At 55.2% G+C, this 18,162-nt stretch carries 15 protein-coding genes; 7 read left to right on the top strand and 8 right to left on the bottom strand.

Translation table 11 applies throughout. From position 1 onward, the window contains the following. Positions 1–279: 279 nt before the first annotated feature. From prmA to msrP, 8 genes are all read right to left on the bottom strand, one after another. Positions 280–1,161 (bottom strand): 50S ribosomal protein L11 methyltransferase, encoded by an 882-nt coding sequence (prmA, locus tag AWR26_RS02355; protein WP_064563327.1) that lies wholly within the window; start codon positions 1,159–1,161, stop codon positions 280–282. A gap of 11 nt (positions 1,162–1,172) precedes the next feature. Then, positions 1,173–2,624, bottom strand: coding sequence for a sodium/pantothenate symporter (gene panF / locus AWR26_RS02360; RefSeq protein ID WP_064563330.1), 1,452 nt, complete (start codon positions 2,622–2,624; stop codon positions 1,173–1,175). Then, positions 2,614–2,856: a YhdT family protein gene (locus AWR26_RS02365; RefSeq protein WP_007369856.1), complete on the bottom strand. Its 243-nt coding sequence runs from the start codon at positions 2,854–2,856 to the stop codon at positions 2,614–2,616. The genes panF and AWR26_RS02365 overlap by 11 nt, the downstream gene beginning before the upstream one ends. A gap of 108 nt (positions 2,857–2,964) precedes the next feature. Then, entirely contained in the window at positions 2,965–4,314 is a 1,350-nt protein-coding gene (gene accC, locus AWR26_RS02370; protein WP_043956351.1) for an acetyl-CoA carboxylase biotin carboxylase subunit, read from the bottom strand. 10 nt (positions 4,315–4,324) lie between these two features. Further along, positions 4,325–4,789, bottom strand: a complete 465-nt coding sequence (accB, locus tag AWR26_RS02375) for an acetyl-CoA carboxylase biotin carboxyl carrier protein (RefSeq protein ID WP_064563332.1) — start codon at positions 4,787–4,789, stop codon at positions 4,325–4,327. 21 nt (positions 4,790–4,810) lie between these two features. Then, on the bottom strand, positions 4,811–5,263 hold the full coding sequence (aroQ, locus tag AWR26_RS02380) for a type II 3-dehydroquinate dehydratase (protein WP_064563334.1): 453 nt from the start codon (positions 5,261–5,263) through the stop codon (positions 4,811–4,813). Between the two features lie 234 nt (positions 5,264–5,497). Continuing rightward, positions 5,498–6,097, bottom strand: a complete 600-nt coding sequence (msrQ, locus tag AWR26_RS02385; RefSeq protein WP_064563336.1) for a protein-methionine-sulfoxide reductase heme-binding subunit MsrQ — start codon at positions 6,095–6,097, stop codon at positions 5,498–5,500. Continuing rightward, positions 6,098–7,096, bottom strand: coding sequence for a protein-methionine-sulfoxide reductase catalytic subunit MsrP (gene msrP, locus AWR26_RS02390; protein ID WP_064563338.1), 999 nt, complete (start codon positions 7,094–7,096; stop codon positions 6,098–6,100). A 292-nt stretch (positions 7,097–7,388) separates the two neighbouring features. On the opposite strand from msrP, the gene csrD reads away from it, so the two are divergent. The 7 genes from csrD to yhdP all read left to right on the top strand — a co-directional run bounded on the left by csrD (position 7,389) and on the right by yhdP (position 18,162). Further along, on the top strand, positions 7,389–9,332 hold the full coding sequence (gene csrD, locus AWR26_RS02395; protein ID WP_064563340.1) for an RNase E specificity factor CsrD: 1,944 nt from the start codon (positions 7,389–7,391) through the stop codon (positions 9,330–9,332). Positions 9,333–9,639: 307 nt separating this feature from the next. After that, entirely contained in the window at positions 9,640–10,683 is a 1,044-nt protein-coding gene (mreB, locus tag AWR26_RS02400; protein ID WP_006818047.1) for a rod shape-determining protein MreB, read from the top strand. Between the two features lie 64 nt (positions 10,684–10,747). Beyond that, on the top strand, positions 10,748–11,746 hold the full coding sequence (mreC, locus tag AWR26_RS02405) for a rod shape-determining protein MreC (RefSeq protein WP_007369863.1): 999 nt from the start codon (positions 10,748–10,750) through the stop codon (positions 11,744–11,746). After that, positions 11,746–12,234, top strand: a complete 489-nt coding sequence (gene mreD, locus AWR26_RS02410; protein WP_007369864.1) for a rod shape-determining protein MreD — start codon at positions 11,746–11,748, stop codon at positions 12,232–12,234. Before mreC ends, mreD begins: the two co-directional genes overlap by 1 nt. An 8-nt stretch (positions 12,235–12,242) precedes the next feature. Beyond that, a complete protein-coding gene (locus AWR26_RS02415) occupies positions 12,243–12,836 on the top strand; it encodes a Maf family protein (RefSeq protein ID WP_064563342.1) in 594 nt (197 codons plus the stop codon). Then, positions 12,826–14,295 (top strand): ribonuclease G, encoded by a 1,470-nt coding sequence (gene rng / locus AWR26_RS02420; RefSeq protein WP_007369866.1) that lies wholly within the window; start codon positions 12,826–12,828, stop codon positions 14,293–14,295. The genes AWR26_RS02415 and rng overlap by 11 nt, the downstream gene beginning before the upstream one ends. Before the next feature lie 54 nt (positions 14,296–14,349). Further along, positions 14,350–18,162 carry an AsmA2 domain-containing protein YhdP gene (gene yhdP, locus AWR26_RS02425; protein ID WP_064563344.1) on the top strand — a complete coding sequence of 1,271 codons (3,813 nt, stop codon included), beginning with the start codon at positions 14,350–14,352 and terminating at the stop codon, positions 18,160–18,162.

The following is an 18,162-nucleotide window of genomic DNA, read 5'->3' on the forward strand; positions in this document are numbered from 1 at the left end:
AATAAATTCGCGCGAGTTATCGTTTTTTACCGGGCCATCAGGGGCAGAATTGCTGTTTTTTACAGCATAAAAAAGCGGATTTTGCGAACTTGCTCCCATTTTTATGCCGATGGTTTTTCGTGGCCAGGCCGCCATACATCGGCTTTAGCGGGCGATGATGTGCGTGAACAGCGTCCGGATTGCGGCGGGAAAATTGTCAAAGGGTGTTTCGCCCACAGACTAGCGGCAGATCAAAGGCGGGGGAGATAAAAAGCGTGGCCCGCAGGCCACGCTTGAGCATTACTTCTTCTGGCCGGTGATACGGCACCACTCCTCTTTCTCGACCACCGGATCGAGCGTAAAGAGATCGGCATAAGCTTCGCAGACGCTTTCTGCCTGGCTGGCGAGGATACCGGAAAGCCCCAGCAGGCCGCCCTCAACGGGCAGTACGCTGATTAATGGCGCCAGTTCGCGCAGAGGGCCAGCCAGGATATTCGCGACCACGACATCCGCTTTCATCACCTCTGGCTGGTCATTGGGGAGATAGAGATCCAGACGATCGGAGACGCCGTTACGTTCGGCGTTGTCGCGGCTGGCCTGGATCGCCTGAGGATCGATATCAATGCCGATCGCCTTTGCGGCACCCAGTTTCAGCGCCGCGATCGCCAGGATCCCCGAGCCGCAGCCAAAGTCGATCACCGTCTTACCGCTCAGATCGAGGCTGTCCAGCCATTGCAGGCACAGCGCCGTCGTTGGATGAGTGCCGGTGCCGAACGCCAGGCCCGGATCGAGCATCACGTTGACCGCGTTTTCGTCCGGTACATCGCGCCAGCTTGGGCAGATCCATAGCCGCTCGCCAAAGCGCATCGGGTGGAAGTTATCCATCCATTCGCGCTCCCAGTCTTTATCTTCCAGCTGCTCGATTTTATGGGCAAAGCCTTCACCCAGCAGCGGGTGCAGTGCAAGCTGGGCGACCACATTAGCCATATCTGTTTCGGCGTCAAACAGGCCGATAACGTCGGTATCGCCCCACAAGCGAGTTTCGCCCGGCAATGGTTCAAACACGGGCGTGTCGTGCGTATCCTGGAAGGTAATGGATACCGCACCCGCCTCCATCAAAGCATCGCTCAGATCTTCAGCATTTGCGCCGGTGGTGTTCAGTTTCAGTTGGATCCATGGCATGTCGTAACTCTTTATTCATTAACAGAAACAGTCGGAGCCTGCGACGACGGTTGACCAAAACGGTTCCCGACGATGAAGGCCAGCAAACTTAACAGCAACGAGGGCACAATCGGATGAAAGCCCAGGTACTGAATATTAAAGGTGGCGAGAACGGCATACAGTACGCCGCCCGTGACCATGGCGCTCAATGCGCCAGCAGCATTCGCCCGCTCCCAGTACAACCCCAAAACCAGCGGCCACAGGAATACCGCTTCCAGACCGCCAAACGCCAGCAGGTTTAACCAGATAATCATCTCTGGCGGACGCCATGCCGCCAGCATCATCAGCACGCCGAGCACCAGGGTTGTCACGGTGGAGATCCGTTTCAAACGCGGTTCATGACGAATTTTAGTCGGCTGGGCGCTTAACCACAGATCTTTGATGATCGTGGCCGAAGCCTGCAACAAATGCGCATTAACGTTCGACATGATTGCAGCCATCGGTGCAGCAAGAAACAGCCCGGCAGCCCACGGCGGTAAGACCTCGACCATCAGCGTCGGGATCACCTGATCGGGTACCGAAAGATGTGGCAACACGGCGCGGCCGAGTGCGCCAGCGAGATGCATTCCCAGCATTAATAGCGCGATGACAATAGTGCCGATAATAATGCCGCGATGAACCGATTTACTGTCTTTATAGGAAATACAGCGAACGGCGGTGTGCGGCAGGCCGATCACGCCAAAACAGACCAGCACCCAGAATGAGGTCATAAATGCCGGTGAAAGGATATCATGGGCGCCGTGCGGGCTTACCAGTTGCGGATCGATCTGTTGCAGCGTTGCTACCGCACTGTGCAGCCCGCCAGCGGCATGGATCACGCCGACGAGCAGCACCAGCGTGCCAATCAACATCACCATCCCTTGCATCGTATCGTTGAGTACGCTGGCGCGAAAACCGCCAAATGCGGTGTACAGCGCAATGGTGATGCCAAAGATCAGCAGACCGGATTCGTACTTGATCCCGGCGGCGGTTTCCAGCAGACGCGCGCCGCCGATAAATTGCACGGCGATGGCGCCGACAAAGGCAACCAGCAGGCTAAGGCTGGCGATCCACACAACCGCACGGTTCTGGTAGCGGGCCATCAGCATATCATTCAGGGTAATCGCATTGTAACGGCGCGCCAGGATGGCGAACTTTTTGCCGAGGATACCCAAAGAGAGCCAGATAGTCGGCACCTGGATCATCGCCAGCAGCACCCAGCCGAGGCCAAATTTATAGGCCGCGCCCGGTCCGCCGATAAATGAACTGGCGCTGACATAGGTGGCCGTTAGCGTCATTGCCAGCACAAAACCGCCCATCGAACGGCTGCCAAGGAAGTATTCACTCAGGAACGTGCCTTTGCTGCGCTGGCGCATAGCATAAAAGGAGAGGCCGAATACTACGAGCAAGTAGATAACCAGTACGGCGATAATTTCACTCTGCATCGTTATCCTCCAGCGGAATATCACGGAAGATAAAGCGCACCATGGCCCAGCACAGCAGCACAAAGACCAGCGGCGTCAACAGGCAGGCCAGCTCAAACCAGCGCGGCAGCCCGGTGAATCCCTGCTCCGTACCAGGTAGGTAAGCGCACACTAACCATGCAGCAAGATAGAGAAGGGTCAGCCACAGCGCCCAGCGGGCTTCTTTGTGGGCCTGAACAAAACGGTTGTCCATTTTTTTCCCTTGTGGATGAAGAAAGCGGGGATTGTACCCTATGGAAAAGATGAGGGGAGAGAAAAAGAAAAAAGGCCGGAAAATCCGGCCTCTTGCGGTGATTGCAGATTATTTTTCCTGCAAGCCGAGTTTTTTCTCCAGGTAGTGGATGTTGGTGCCACCGTGCTGGAAATTCTCGTCGTTCATGATGCGGGTCTGCAAATCCACATTGGTTTTGATACCGTCGATAATCAGCTCCTGCAACGCATTCTTCATGCGCGCAATCGCCACATCGCGGCTCTCGCCGTAGCAGATCAGTTTGCCGATCATGGAATCGTAATACGGCGGCACGGTATAGCCGGCGTAGATGTGCGATTCCCAGCGAACGCCAAAGCCGCCCGGCGCGTGGAAGCGCGTGATTTTACCCGGGCTTGGCAGGAAGGTGTTCGGATCTTCGGCGTTGATACGGCATTCCACCGCATGGCCCCTGACCACAACTTCATCCTGCTTGATGGAGAGCGGCTGACCGGCTGCAATGCGCAGCTGCTCTTTGATCAGGTCAACACCGGTGATCATCTCGGTAACCGGGTGCTCAACCTGAATACGGGTGTTCATTTCAATGAAGTAGAACTCGCCGTTTTCAAACAGGAACTCGAACGTACCCGCCCCGCGATAACCGATATCGACACAGGCTTTGGCGCAGCGTTCGCCGATATAGCGACGCAGTTCCGGGGTGATGCCCGGTGCCGGCGCTTCTTCGACCACTTTCTGGTGGCGGCGCTGCATGGAGCAGTCGCGCTCGGCCAGATAGATGGCATTGCCCTGGCCGTCGGCCAGCACCTGGATCTCGACGTGGCGAGGATTTTCCAGGTATTTCTCCATGTACACCATGTCGTTGTTGAAAGCGGCTTTCGCTTCCGCACGGGTCATGGCGATGGACTGCGCCAGGTCGGCATCTTTGCGCACAACGCGCATGCCGCGACCGCCGCCGCCGCCGGAGGCTTTGATAATGACCGGATAACCGATGCGTTTGGCATGCGCGCGGTTAGCGTCATTATCATCGCCCAGCGGGCCGTCAGAACCCGGAACGGTCGGCACGCCGGCTTTCTTCATGGCGGTAATCGCGGACACTTTGTCGCCCATCAGGCGAATGGTGTCGGCTTTCGGGCCGATAAAGATAAAGCCGGAGCGTTCAACCTGCTCAGCAAAGTTGGCGTTCTCTGAAAGGAAGCCGTAACCCGGGTGAATTGCCACGGCGCCGGTGATTTCGGCAGCCGAGATAATCGCCGGGATGTTCAGATAGCTTTTCACGGACGGTGCCGGACCGATACAGACCGTTTCGTCCGCCAGCAGTACGTGTTTTAAATCGCGATCCGCGGTGGAGTGCACGGCGACAGTCTTGATGCCCAGTTCTTTACAGGCACGAAGAATACGCAGAGCGATCTCGCCGCGGTTAGCGATAACAATTTTATCCAGCATGTGCGCCTCGTTACTCGATGACGACCAGCGGCTCGTCAAATTCAACCGGTTGGCCACTTTCCACCAGAATGGCTTTCACCACGCCTGCTTTATCTGCTTCGATCTGGTTCATCATTTTCATGGCTTCAACGATGCACAGGGTGTCGCCCACGTTGACTTTCTGGCCGATTTCGATAAACGCTTTCGCGTCCGGGCTCGGAGTGCGATAGAAGGTTCCAACCATCGGGGAACGTACGATGTGGCCACTGATTTCTGCTGCGGCAGCGGGTGCTTCCGTAGCGGTTGCGGCTGGTGCGACAGCGGCTGCCAGAGGCTGGGCTACCGGCGCAGCATAAGCCTGCTGCATCATCGGGTAACCAACATTCGGCGTGCTGCGGCTGATGCGAACAGACTCTTCGCCTTCAGAAATTTCCAGTTCGGAGATGCCTGATTCTTCAACCAGCTCGATCAGTTTTTTAATCTTACGAATATCCATGAGTGGGTTCCGTACTCTTGTTTAGTGTGTTTGTGACAGGCGTTTTACCGCCGTCTGTAAAGCGTATGTATAACCATCGGCGCCTAATCCACAGATAACACCGACAGCGATATCGGAGAGATAAGAGTGATGTCTGAATGGCTCGCGCGCATGGACATTACTCAGATGGATCTCGATAAACGGGATATCCACCGCCAGCAGTGCATCACGAATCGCGACGCTGGTATGCGTAAAAGCGGCCGGATTGATCAGGATGAAGTCCATTGTATCTTTTGCCTGATGAATACGGTCGATCAACGCAAACTCGGCGTTCGACTGAAAATGCGTGAGCGTGACGTTTAGCGCTTCCGCTTCATTTGTTAAACGGTTAACAATCTGCTGCAGGGTGAGTGAACCGTAGGTTTTTGGTTCACGGGTTCCCAGCATATTCAGATTGGGGCCGTTCAAAAGCAAAATACGCAATTTGTCCGCCATTGTGCTGCTATCTCCTGCAATTTTCCGGTAAAAAACAAAATATACCTTCGTTGCGTGGTTGTCACGTTGTTAAAGTCCGAAAACCCTGCCGTGAAAACCAAGGTCGCACATTATAACGATTTCGTAGCATTTGGCAGCTAAATACTGGTCTTATCAGGGAAGATTATTAACCACCCGGCTGACATATGGACGCGGATGATAATAATTTTGCGGGAAAGTGCACAGATTGCCGCATTAACACCACCATTGGCGGAACTTCTTGTAACGCCATGCTAAAAGCACGATCGCGGCAGCGGCGTACAGCAGCGGTTGCGGGGAGAGAATCTTTACGGACCAGAGATAGTGAATCGGTGCGAGGATCGCCACCAGATAGACGAAGTTATGTAATTGTTGCCAGCGTTTGCCCATTTTGCGCTGTGCCCACTGCGTTGATGTGGCCGCCAGCGCCAGCAAGATCAGCCAGCTTACGGCTCCCAGCGTTAAATAAGGACGCGTGACCAGTTCCTGGCCGAGCAGCGCCAGATTATTGATGCCCAGCTCCAGCAGCGTATAGCTGGTCAAATGAAGCGTCGCCCAGGCAAAACACCACAGCCCGAGCAGTCGCCGCGTGCGGATCAATAAAGGTTGTTTCGCATAGCGCGCCAGTGGTGTTACCAATAACGTCGCCAGCAGGAATTTCAGCGCCATTCTGCCGGTAAAATGCTGAATATCTTTCGCCGGATCGGCGCTGAAGTAACCCTGATTTACCGCCCAGAAGAGCCAAAGAAAAGGCAGTAGTCCCGCCAGATGTAACGCGACTTTAAGCCAGGTAACCTGTTTTGCTGTTAAACGCACTCAAAAATTCTCCCGTAGATCCAGCCCGTGATAAAGCGAAGCCACTTCCTCAGCGTAGCCGTTAAACAGTAATGTTGGCTGGCGTTTTACATCCAGCGCGCCGCCGGAACCAATAAAGCGCTCCGTTGCTTGCGACCAGCGCGGGTGATCGACATGTGGATTCACATTAGCGTAAAAACCATATTCGTCTGGCGCGGCGAGGTTCCACGTGGTGGGGGGCCGTTTACTGGTGAGCTTAATACTGACGATTGATTTGATGCCTTTAAAACCGTACTTCCACGGTACCGTTAGCCGGATCGGCGCGCCATTTTGCGGCGGTAGCGCTTTGCCGTAGACACCCACCGTCAGCAGCGTTAACGGATGCATTGCTTCATCTATACGGAGCGCTTCGACATAAGGGTATTTCAACCCGCCGCCGATAAACCGATCTTTTTGCCCCGGCATCTCCTCTGGTGCGTAAAGGGTTTCGAAAGCGACATACTTTGCGTTACTGGTGGGTTCGACCAGCGCCAGCAGCTTATGCAGCGGGAAACCAATCCACGGCACCACCATCGACCACGCCTCGACACAGCGCATGCGGTAAATGCGCTCTTCCAGTGGGAAACGCGACGTCAGGGCTGCGTGATCAAGGGTTAACGGTTTCGCCACTTCGCCATCAATGGTCAGTGTCCAGGGATCGGTTTTCATCCCCCCGGCATTAGCGGCGGGATCGGCTTTATCCAGACCAAATTCATAAAAGTTATTGTAGCCAGTGACCTTATCTTCCGGTGTTAACGCAAGTTTGGCTTGCCACTGTGCAGGCTGGCTGAAGTCGAGGGGTTTTCCTGCGGGAGCTTTTGGACGGTCATGACCTTTAAACCAATCCAGCAGATCCGCCTGCGCCATCGGCGACAAACTTAGCGTTGTCGCGCCAATACCGAGCATTTTTAGTACCTGACGGCGCTGCAACATAAATACGGATTCAGCGGTTACGTCGGCTTCAGTCAGTTTTTTCTTCATTGCATCCTCCGCGAATTTTGTTAATAAGCATGGTGTAAGCGATGCGATAGCGCGAGTGGGAGTGTGTTACCAAACATTGGGGATTCTTTGCTGAAAACAATCATCCGGACGATTGCTGATTGGAAAAATATTTATGAGGACTATACTCGCAGGGGTAAAACGTCCTCGGATTTTTCTAACTTTACTCCTGACTATTCCATATCGCAGTTAGATTTGAAAGTTAGTGCTTACTTTTTAAGAAGCTCCGGGGCGGTATCGTCTTGTTCTTTAATACAACGGAGTTAACACAGGGATGCGATTAACGACGAAATTTTCCGCTTTTGTGACGCTGCTGACCGCGTTGGCGATTTTCGTCACGCTGATCGGTTCCTCACTGAGCTTTTATAATGCCATACAAAACAAGGTGGCTAACCGCGTGGCGGCGGTCGCTGCGGTTGTGGATACCCGCCTGATTTCTACCCCTGCCAACCGGCTTTCGCCTCAGCTTGATGAACTGATGGTGCCGCTGGATATCATTAAAGTTGAGATCAAGCAGGGGAAGAAAACCCTGCTCAGCTATGCGCACAACGGCATCTACCGTCCGGCAGGCAGTAGTTTACAGATCCGTGAATTGTCCGTTCCGGCGCTGAAAAACCCCGGCCTCACGATTTCGCTTATCTACCTGGATCCGATGGCCAACTACTTTCGTTCGCTGGTCAATACGGCGCCGTTGACTGTCGCGATCGGTTTTATGATTGTCATTATCTTTCTTGCTGTGCGCTGGCTGCGTCGTCAGCTTTCCGGACAGGAACTGCTGGAAGGACGGGCGACGCGTATCCTTAATGGCGAGCGGGGCCCGCAGGTTCGCGGCAGCATCTACGAGTGGCCATCACGCACCAGCAGCGCGCTGGATGTGCTGCTGACAGATATCCAGTTTGCCAGCGATCAGCGCAGCCGGATGGATACGCTGATCCGCTCTTATGCGGCGCAAGATACGCGTACTGGCCTGAACAACCGTCTGTTTTTTGATAATCAACTGGCGACACTGCTGGAAGATCAGGAAAAAGTCGGTTCGCACGGGGTCGTGATGATGATCCGCCTGCCGGATTTTGATCTCATGCGCGAGAGCTGGGGGCTGACCACGGCGGCGGAAGAGTATTTCTTCACCCTCATCAACTTACTTTCTACTTTTATTATGCGTTACCCTGGCGCGCTGCTCGCACGCTATCATCGCAGCGATTTTGCCGTGTTGTTGCCGCACCGGACATTAAAGGAAGCGGAAAGTATCGCCGGGCAGATCCTGAAATCTGTCGATGGGCTGCCGCACAATAAGGCGCAGAATCGCGAAGATATTATGCACATCGGCGTTTGTGCATGGCGTAGCGGCCAGTCAACGGAACAAGTGATGGAGCACGCGGAAGCGGCGGCGCGCAATGCGGTATTGCAGGGTGGTAACAGTTGGTCGGTTTATGATGATTCCTTACCCGAGCAAGGGCGTGGCAATGTGCGCTGGCGGACGCTGATAGAGCAGATGTTGAGCCGGGGCGGGCCGCGCGTTTATCAGAAACCCGCGGTCAATCGCGATGGGCTGGTGCATCACCGTGAGCTGATGTGTCGTATTTTCGACGGTGAACAAGAAGTGATCGCCGAAGAATATATGCCGATGGTGCTCCAGTTTGGCCTCTCCGAAGAGTATGACCGCCAGCAGATCACCCGTCTTATTCCCTTCCTGGGATTCTGGCCGGAAGAAAATCTGGCGATGCAGGTGACAGTTCAGTCTCTGGTACGCCCGCGTTTTCAACGCTGGCTGCGCGACACATTAATGGAATGCGAAAAATCTCAACGTAAACGGATTATTTTTGAACTTGCTGAGGCTGATGTTTGTCAACATATCAGCCGGTTACAGTCGGTGGTGCGATTAATTAACGCTCTGGGCGCGCGCGTAGCGGTAGTACAGGCGGGTCTGACGTTGGTGAGCACCAGTTGGATTAAAGTGTTGGATGTGGAGTTATTAAAGCTGCATCCGGGACTGGTCAGGAACATTGAAAAGCGTACCGAAAATCAGTTGCTGGTTCAAAGCCTTGTGGAGGCGTGCAAAGGCACGCGGACACGCGTTTTCGCGACAGGCGTTCGCGCGCGGGCTGAATGGCAGACGCTGGTGGATCGGGGCGTTGTCGGGGGACAGGGCGATTTTTTCGCGTCTTCTCTACCGCTCGATACCAATGTGAAAAAATATTCGCAAAGATATTCGGTTTGAACTGCTGTTTGAGTCGTTTTCACGTAGAATAATGCGCGCTGTCATTTTTGGGGGTGTGCTTGCCTGCCCGCCGGATTGCGACAGTAATAAAAAACCGGTTTGACCTTTGAATTAACGCAAAAGTAATACGCTGGAACAGAAGAGTTTTTTCTGCTTCCGGCCGAAGTCGTGTCGTTTTGCGACAAAGGAAACAAACTGCACTAATTTTCACCGTAGCAGATGATTCTTACGCCTTGTCGCTGCTGCGTGTGGTTGGTAAAGTAAGCGGATTTTGTATCCGCCCCAGCTTTCAGGATTATCCCTTAGTATGTTGAAAAAATTTCGTGGCATGTTTTCCAATGACCTGTCCATTGACCTGGGTACCGCGAATACCCTGATTTATGTAAAAGGACAAGGCATCGTATTGAATGAGCCGTCCGTGGTGGCCATTCGTCAGGATCGTGCCGGTTCACCGAAAAGTGTGGCCGCAGTAGGTCATGAAGCGAAACAGATGCTTGGGCGTACACCGGGCAACATCGCAGCGATTCGCCCGATGAAAGATGGCGTCATTGCTGACTTCTTCGTGACCGAAAAAATGTTGCAGCACTTTATTAAACAAGTGCACAGCAACAGTTTTATGCGTCCTAGCCCGCGTGTGCTGGTTTGTGTGCCGGTTGGCGCGACCCAGGTTGAACGCCGCGCGATTCGTGAATCCGCACAGGGCGCAGGCGCGCGTGAAGTGTTCCTGATTGAAGAACCGATGGCGGCCGCAATCGGCGCAGGCTTGCCGGTATCTGAAGCGACCGGTTCTATGGTTGTGGACATCGGTGGTGGTACTACGGAAGTTGCGGTTATCTCTCTTAACGGCGTGGTTTACTCCTCTTCCGTGCGTATTGGCGGCGACCGCTTCGACGAAGCGATCATTAATTATGTCCGTCGTAACTACGGTTCCCTGATTGGTGAAGCGACCGCTGAACGTATCAAACACGAAATCGGCTCCGCTTACCCGGGCGACGAAGTGCGTGAAATCGAAGTGCGTGGTCGTAACCTGGCTGAAGGCGTACCGCGTGGCTTTACCCTGAATTCCAACGAAATCCTGGAAGCGCTGCAGGAACCGCTGACCGGCATCGTTAGCGCCGTGATGGTTGCTCTGGAACAGTGTCCGCCGGAACTGGCTTCCGACATCTCCGAACGCGGTATGGTATTGACCGGTGGCGGCGCGCTGCTGCGTAACCTCGATCGCCTGCTGATGGAAGAGACCGGTATTCCTGTTGTGGTTGCAGAAGATCCACTGACCTGTGTAGCGCGTGGTGGCGGCAAGGCGCTGGAAATGATCGACATGCACGGCGGCGACTTGTTCAGCGAAGAATAGTCCGCGTCAGAACCGGAGTGATATCCCGCTCCGGTTCTGTCTGGCCTGAGAATACGCAAAGCCTATGAAGCCAATTTTTAGCCGTGGCCCGTCGCTACAGATTCGCCTTTTTCTGGCGGTTTTGGTGGCGCTTGGAGTCATCATCGCCGACAGCCGCCTCGGTACGTTCAGCCAGATCAGAACGTACATGGATACTGCCGTCAGCCCCTTCTATTTTATTTCCAATGGTCCCCGTGAATTACTCGACAGCGTGTCGCAAACGCTGGCATCGCGCGACCAACTCGAGCTTGAAAACCGGGCATTGCGTCAGGAACTGCTGCTGAAAAACAGCGAACTGCTGATGTTAGGGCAGTACAAACAGGAGAACGCGCGCCTGCGTGAACTGCTGGGATCGCCGCTGCGTCAGGATGAGCAGAAAATGGTGACCCAAGTGATCTCGACGGTAAACGATCCGTACAGCGATCAGGTTGTCATCGATAAGGGCAGCGCGAACGGCGTTTACGAAGGCCAACCGGTGATCAGCGACAAAGGTGTCGTCGGTCAGGTCGTCGCGGTGGCGAAACTGACCAGCCGCGTGCTGCTGATTTGCGATGCGACGCACGCGTTGCCGATTCAGGTTCTGCGTAACGACATCCGCGTGATTGCCGCCGGTAACGGCTGTACCGATGATCTGCAACTGGAACATCTGCCAGCGAACACCGATATTCGCGTGGGCGATGTGCTGGTTACCTCCGGTCTTGGCGGTCGTTTCCCTGAAGGATATCCGGTTGCCGTTGTTTCATCGGTGAAACTGGATACGCAGCGTGCGTACACGGTGATTCAGGCGCGTCCGACGGCGGGCCTGCAACGTTTACGTTACCTGTTGCTGCTGTGGGGCGCAGATCGTAACGGCACCAATCCTCGGACGCCGGAAGATGTGCACCGCGTGGCGAATGAACGTCTGCTGCAAATGATGCCGCAGGTTCTGCCTTCGCCTGATGTGATGGGGCCGCCTGCGCCGATGCCTGCTCCGGCAACTGGTATTACACAGCCGCCGCCGCAACTCTCTCCGGGAGGGCAATAGTGGCAAGTTACCGTAGCCAGGGGCGCTGGGTTATCTGGCTCTCGTTTTTCATTGCTCTGTTGCTTCAAATCATGCCCTGGCCGGACGACATTCTTGTTTACCGGCCAAACTGGGTGCTGCTTATTCTGCTTTACTGGATCCTGGCGCTCCCGCACCGCGTAAATGTCGGTACGGGTTTCGCTATGGGTGCCATACTGGATCTGATTAGCGGATCCACCCTTGGCGTTCGTGCATTGTCATTAAGCATTGTCGCCTATCTGGTTGCACTGAAATTTCAGTTATTCCGTAATCTGGCGCTCTGGCAACAGGCGCTGGTGGTAATGTTGTTGTCGCTGGCGACCGAAGTGATTGTTTTCTGGGCTGAGTTCCTGGTCATTAACGTTTCGTTCAAGCCCGACATTTTCTGGAGCAGCCTCGTAAATGGCGTGCTCTGGCCATGGCTCTTCCTGTTAATGCGTAAGATCCGCCAGCAGTTTGCGGTGCAATAAAGGTTGTTATGACAGATATCTGGCTCGCTTCCGGCTCCCCCCGTCGTCAGGAACTGCTCACCCAATTGGGTGTGGCTTTCGAACGTATCGTTCCGGGAATTGAAGAACAACGCCAGCCGCAAGAGAGCGCGCAGCAGTACGTTCTGCGCCTTGCGCGTGAGAAGGCGCAGGCGGGCGTAGCGATGGCACCGCGCGATCTGCCGGTGTTAGGCGCGGACACGATTGTGATATTTAATGGTGAAGTGCTTGAAAAACCGAAAGACTCCTCGCATGCTGCCAGTATGTTACGTCTGCTTTCCGGGCAAACACACCAGGTGATGACCGCTGTGGCGCTGGCCGATCGCCAGCATCTGCTTGATTGTCTGGTGGAAACAGAAGTGACCTTCAGAGTGTTATCAGAAAAGGATATTGCCGCCTACGTCGAAAGCAAAGAACCGCTGGATAAAGCCGGCGCGTACGGCATTCAGGGGCTGGGTGGGTGTTTCGTCAGGAAAATTAACGGTAGTTATCATGCCGTTGTGGGTTTACCGCTGGTGGAAACCTGGGAATTGCTGAGCAATTTTAACGCACTGCGTGAAGGAAGAGATAATCATGACGGCTGAATTGTTGGTCAACGTTACACCATCGGAAACACGCGTCGCCTATATTGACGGCGGTATTCTTCAGGAAATTCACATCGAGCGCGAAGCACGGCGCGGGATAGTAGGCAATATCTACAAAGGTCGGGTCAGCAGGGTACTTCCGGGTATGCAGGCGGCTTTTGTAGATATTGGTCTGGAAAAGGCGGCGTTTCTACACGCCTCCGACATTATGCCGCACACCGAATGCGTCGCCGGGGAAGAACAGAAAAACTTCACCGTTCGCGATATCTCCGAACTGGTTCGCCAGGGGCAGGATCTGATGGTGCAGGTGGTCAAAGATCCGCTCGGCACCAAAGGCGCGCGCCTCACCACAGATATTACGCTGCCGTCCCGTTATCTGGTGTTTATGCCGGGTGCGGCGCACGTTGGCGTTTCCCAGCGTATTGAAAGTGAAGCCGAGCGCGAGCGCCTGAAGCAGGTCGTCGCCAGTTACTGCGATGAGCAGGGCGGCTTTATTATTCGTACTGCCGCCGAAGGCGTGTGCGAAGAGGATCTCGCGTCTGATGCCGCTTATCTTAAGCGTGTCTGGACAAAAGTGATGGAGCGCAAGAAGCGCCAACAGACGCGCTGCAAGCTCTACGGCGAACTGGCGCTGGCGCAGCGCGTACTGCGCGATTTTGCCGACGCGCATCTGGATCGTATCCGCGTTGATTCACGGCTGACCTTTGAGGCGCTGCTTGAGTTTACGGCCGAATACATTCCGGAAATGACCAGCAAACTGGAACATTACAGCGGTCGTCAGCCGATCTTCGATCTCTACGATGTGGAAAATGAAATTCAGCGCGCGCTGGAGCGTAAGGTCGAACTGAAATCGGGCGGCTATCTGATCATCGATCAAACCGAAGCGATGACCACTGTCGATATTAATACCGGCGCATTTGTCGGTCATCGCAACCTCGATGACACCATCTTCAATACCAATATCGAAGCCACTCAGGCGATCGCCCGCCAGCTACGGTTACGTAACCTTGGCGGCATTATCATTATTGATTTTATTGATATGAATAATGAGGATCACCGCCGCCGCGTGCTGCATTCGCTGGAGCAGGCGCTGAGCAAAGATCGGGTAAAAACCAGTATCAACGGTTTTTCCCAGCTTGGGCTGGTAGAGATGACCCGCAAACGCACGCGCGAGAGCGTGGAGCATGTCCTGTGCAACGAATGTCCCACCTGTCATGGCCGTGGAACGGTGAAAACCGTGGAAACCGTGTGCTATGAGATCATGCGCGAGATCGTCCGCGTCCACCATGCCTACGATTCCGATCGCTTCCTGGTCTATGCTTCACCTGCGGTAGCGGAAACCCTGAAAGGCGAAGAGTCGCACGCGCTGGCCGAGGTGGAAATCTTCGTCGGCAAGCAGGTAAAAGTGCAAATCGAGCCGCTCTATAATCAGGAGCAGTTTGACGTAGTCATGATGTAATACGCAGCGTGCTGCGACACAAGCGGGTCTGATTGGGTTGACAAGGAGAGAGGCGTGAGGCGACTGCCGGGGATATTGCTGCTTACAGGGGCGACGCTGATTGTTATCGCGGCGCTGCTGGTGAGCGGTTTGCGCCTGGTGTTGCCGCACCTGGATAACTGGCGCGAGGAGATCCTGACGCGCATCACGGCGCAAACCGGCATTCCGGTTTCGGCCAGCCAGTTGCAGGCGCGCTGGGAGAATTTCGGCCCTGAGCTGGAAGTGCGCGATATCCAGGCCCGCCTGAATGATGGCGGCGATCTTTCCGTTAAGCGCGTGACGCTGGCGCTGGATGTCTGGCAGAGCCTGCTGCACCTGCGCTGGCAGTTCCGTAATCTCACCTTTTATCAACTGGTCGCGCGCACTAATACGCCGTTGCAACGGAATGACAACGGTGAGCCGATTGCCAGCGATCGCATCAGCGATCTCTTCTTACGCCAGTTCGATCATTTCGATCTCCGCGACAGCCGCATCAGCTTTCTGACACTTTCCGGCCAACGCGCCGAACTGGCGATCCCGCAGCTTACCTGGCTTAATGGCAACGATCGGCACCGCGCTGAGGGGCAAGTCAGTCTCTCGAGCCTGACCGGGCAGCACGGTGTGATGCAGGTTCGGATGGATCTCCGCGACGACAACGGACTGCTGAATAATGGCCGTGTCTGGCTGCAAGCCGATGATATTGATGTGAAACCGTGGCTCGGCACGTGGATGCAGGACAATGTGGCGCTCGATTCTGCCCGTTTTAGCCTTGAGGGCTGGATGACGCTGAATAAAGGCGTGGTGGAAAGCGGCGATGCGTGGCTGAAAAAAGGCGGCGCAAGCTGGCAGGGAGAGCAGGCAACCACCCACCGTTTGACGGTCGATAACCTGACCGTCCATGTTTCCCGGCAACAGCAAGGCTGGCAGTTTGATGTGCCGGTAACACGTATCGCTATTGATGACCGCGCATGGCCGCAGGGCGCGCTGAGTTTCGCCTGGGTTCCGGCGCAGGAAGCAAGTGAGGTGAACGGCGTTCGCAGCGATGAATTACGCGTTCGCGCCAACAACCTTGAGCTGAGCGGGCTGGAAGGGCTGCTGCCGATTGCGCAGAAGATCTCGCCGTCCCTGTACGACATCTGGCGCACCATGCAACCGGAAGGTTCGCTGGAGCAACTGGCGTTGGATATCCCGCTGCAGGCAGCCGACAAAACGCGTTTCCAGGCACAGTGGAAAGATATCCGCTGGAAACAGTGGCAATTGTTGCCGGGGGTTGAACATTTCAGCGGCAAGCTGGAAGGCAGCCTCGCTGACGGGCGCTTAACGGGCGCAGTGACACAGGCGAAAATGCCGTACATCGGCGTGTTCCCGGCGCCGCTGGAGATTGAGAAAGCGGATGCCACGCTGAACTGGCAGAAGAACGAACATGGCTTCCAGCTTGATGGGCGTAACATTGATGTGCAGGCGAACGCGCTACATGCCCACGGTGGTTTCCGTTATCTCCAGCCGCAGGATGATGAACCTTGGCTTGGCATTCTGGCGGGGATCGATGTTTCCGACGCCGGGCAGTCCTGGCGCTACTTCCCACAAAACCTGATGGGCAAAGCGCTGGTGTCGTATCTCAGCGCCGCCATTAAAGGCGGCCAGGCGCATGATGCCACGCTGGTGTACGGCGGCAACCCGCACTTATTCCCCTATAAGCACAATGAAGGTCAGTTTGAAGTGCTGGTGCCGCTGCGCAATGCGACCTTTGCTTTTCAGCCTGACTGGCCGGCGCTGCAAAAGCTGGATATCGAGCTGGATTTCCTCAATGACGGTCTGTGGATGAAAAGCGATAAGGCGGCTCTCGGCGGTGTGACCGCCAGCAATCTGAACGCGGTTATTCCTGATTACGAAAAAGAGAAGCTGCTGATTGATGCCGATATTAACGGTCCGGGCAAAGCCGTTGGCCCCTATTTCAAAGAGACGCCGCTGCACGATACGTTGGCCAGCGCGCTGGATGAACTGCAACTTGATGGTGATGTAAGCGCTCGCTTACATCTTGATATTCCTCTGGATGGCGAGATGACCGTCGCCAAAGGCGATGTGGCGCTACGTAACAACAGTTTGTTTATCAAGCCGCTCAACAGCACGCTGAAAAACCTCAGCGGCAAATTCAGTTTCGATAACGGCACCCTGAAGAGCGAGCCGTTACAAGCAACCTGGTTTAATCAGCCGCTGAACCTCGATTTTTCCACCACCGAAGGCGATAAAGCGTACCAGGTTGCGGTCAATCTCAATGGCAACTGGCAGCCAGCGCGCACGGGCGTATTACCCGCACAACTTGAGTCTGCGCTCGGCGGCAGCGTGGCGTGGAAAGGGGATGTTGGCATTGAGCTGCCGCATCGCGGCGGTGCGACCTACAAGGTCAATATTGATGGCGATCTGAGTAACATTGCCAGCACCTTGCCGCCGCCGCTGGATAAAGCCGCAGGTAAAGCGCTGCCGGTAAAACTAAAAGTGGATGGCGATCTGCGTAGCTTTACGCTGACCGGCAACGCCGGTAGCAATAATCACTTCAATAGCCGCTGGCTGCTTAACAACAAACTCACGCTCGATCGTGGGATCTGGACGTCGGATAGCCGCACCCTTCCGCCATTGCCGGAACAGGCCGGGCTGGAGCTGAATCTCCCCGCGATGAACGGCGCGCAGTGGCTGGCGCTGTTCCGCCAGGGGGTGGCGAATAATGTCAGCAATTCAACGAGTTTCCCTTCCAGCATCACGTTACGTACGCCAGCGCTGACGCTGGGCGGGCAGCAGTGGAATAACCTGAGTATCGTTTCACAGCCGCAGCTTTCCGGATCGACCATTGAAGCGCAGGCGCGGGAAATTAGCGGTACGCTGACGCTGCATGATAATGCGCCGTGGCAGGCGGCCATTCGTTACCTCTATTACAATCCGTCGAATACGCAGCCAAATGATGATGATATTTCGTCGCCGTCGACGTTGCTGCGTGGCAAAACCCGTATTGATTTTACCGGCTGGCCGGATTTGCAGTTGCGCTGTGCTGAATGCTGGCTGTGGGGGCAAAAATATGGCCGCATCGACGGTGATTTTTCGATCAACGGCGATACGATGACGTTGGCAAACGGCCTGGTGGACAGCGGCACCGCGCGTCTGACGGCAGACGGCGAATGGGTGAACCGGGAGGGAGCGGAACGCACATCGCTGAAAGGCGTGCTGCGCGGTGAGAAACTCGATGCGGCAATGAGTTTCTTTGGCGTGCCGACGCCGGTTCGTGGCTCCTCTTTCGATATTAATTATGACCTGCACTGGCGTAGCCCGCCGTGGCAGCCGCAGGAAGAGTCGTTGAACGGCATTCTGCGTACGCGGCTGGGGAAAGGGCAGATCACCGATATCAGCACCGGTCATGCGGGTCAGGTGCTGCGCCTGTTCAGCGTCGATGCGCTGCTGCGCAAACTGCGCTTCGATTTTAGCGATACCTTCAGCAGTGAAGGGTTCTGGTTTGATTCGATCCGCAGCACCGCATGGATCAAAGATGGCGTATTGCACAGCGACGATACGCTGGTTGACGGGCTGGAAGCGGATATCGCGATGAAAGGTTCGGTCGATCTGGTGCGTCGCGAGCTGGATGTTGAAGCGGTCGTGGCACCGGAAATTTCGGCGACCGTAGGTGTGGCGGCCGCTTTCGCCGTCAACCCGATCGTAGGCGCGGCCGTGTTTGCCGCCAGTAAAGTGCTGGGGCCGCTATGGAATAAAGTCTCTATTCTGCGCTACCGCATTACTGGCCCGGTCGATCAGCCGCAGATTAACGAAGTCCTGCGCCAGCCGCGTACGGACAAAACGCAATGA

The sequence above is a fragment of the Kosakonia oryzae genome (genome assembly GCF_001658025.2).
Classification (GTDB): Bacteria; Pseudomonadota; Gammaproteobacteria; order Enterobacterales; family Enterobacteriaceae; genus Kosakonia; species Kosakonia oryzae.

What these genes read in the sequence shown, in the direction of transcription:
- mreC (WP_007369863.1), top strand. Translation starts at nt 10,748, where the DNA reads ATGAAGCCAATTTTTAGCCGTGGCCCGTCGCTACAGATTCGCCTTTTT.
- panF (WP_064563330.1), bottom strand. Translation starts at nt 2,624, where the DNA reads ATGCAGAGTGAAATTATCGCCGTACTGGTTATCTACTTGCTCGTAGTA.
- mreB (WP_006818047.1), top strand. Translation starts at nt 9,640, where the DNA reads ATGTTGAAAAAATTTCGTGGCATGTTTTCCAATGACCTGTCCATTGAC.
- accB (WP_064563332.1), bottom strand. Translation starts at nt 4,789, where the DNA reads ATGGATATTCGTAAGATTAAAAAACTGATCGAGCTGGTTGAAGAATCA.
- prmA (WP_064563327.1), bottom strand. Translation starts at nt 1,161, where the DNA reads ATGCCATGGATCCAACTGAAACTGAACACCACCGGCGCAAATGCTGAA.
- AWR26_RS02415 (WP_064563342.1), top strand. Translation starts at nt 12,243, where the DNA reads ATGACAGATATCTGGCTCGCTTCCGGCTCCCCCCGTCGTCAGGAACTG.
- AWR26_RS02365 (WP_007369856.1), bottom strand. Translation starts at nt 2,856, where the DNA reads ATGGACAACCGTTTTGTTCAGGCCCACAAAGAAGCCCGCTGGGCGCTG.
- aroQ (WP_064563334.1), bottom strand. Translation starts at nt 5,263, where the DNA reads ATGGCGGACAAATTGCGTATTTTGCTTTTGAACGGCCCCAATCTGAAT.
- accC (WP_043956351.1), bottom strand. Translation starts at nt 4,314, where the DNA reads ATGCTGGATAAAATTGTTATCGCTAACCGCGGCGAGATCGCTCTGCGT.
- rng (WP_007369866.1), top strand. Translation starts at nt 12,826, where the DNA reads ATGACGGCTGAATTGTTGGTCAACGTTACACCATCGGAAACACGCGTC.
- csrD (WP_064563340.1), top strand. Translation starts at nt 7,389, where the DNA reads ATGCGATTAACGACGAAATTTTCCGCTTTTGTGACGCTGCTGACCGCG.
- msrP (WP_064563338.1), bottom strand. Translation starts at nt 7,096, where the DNA reads ATGAAGAAAAAACTGACTGAAGCCGACGTAACCGCTGAATCCGTATTT.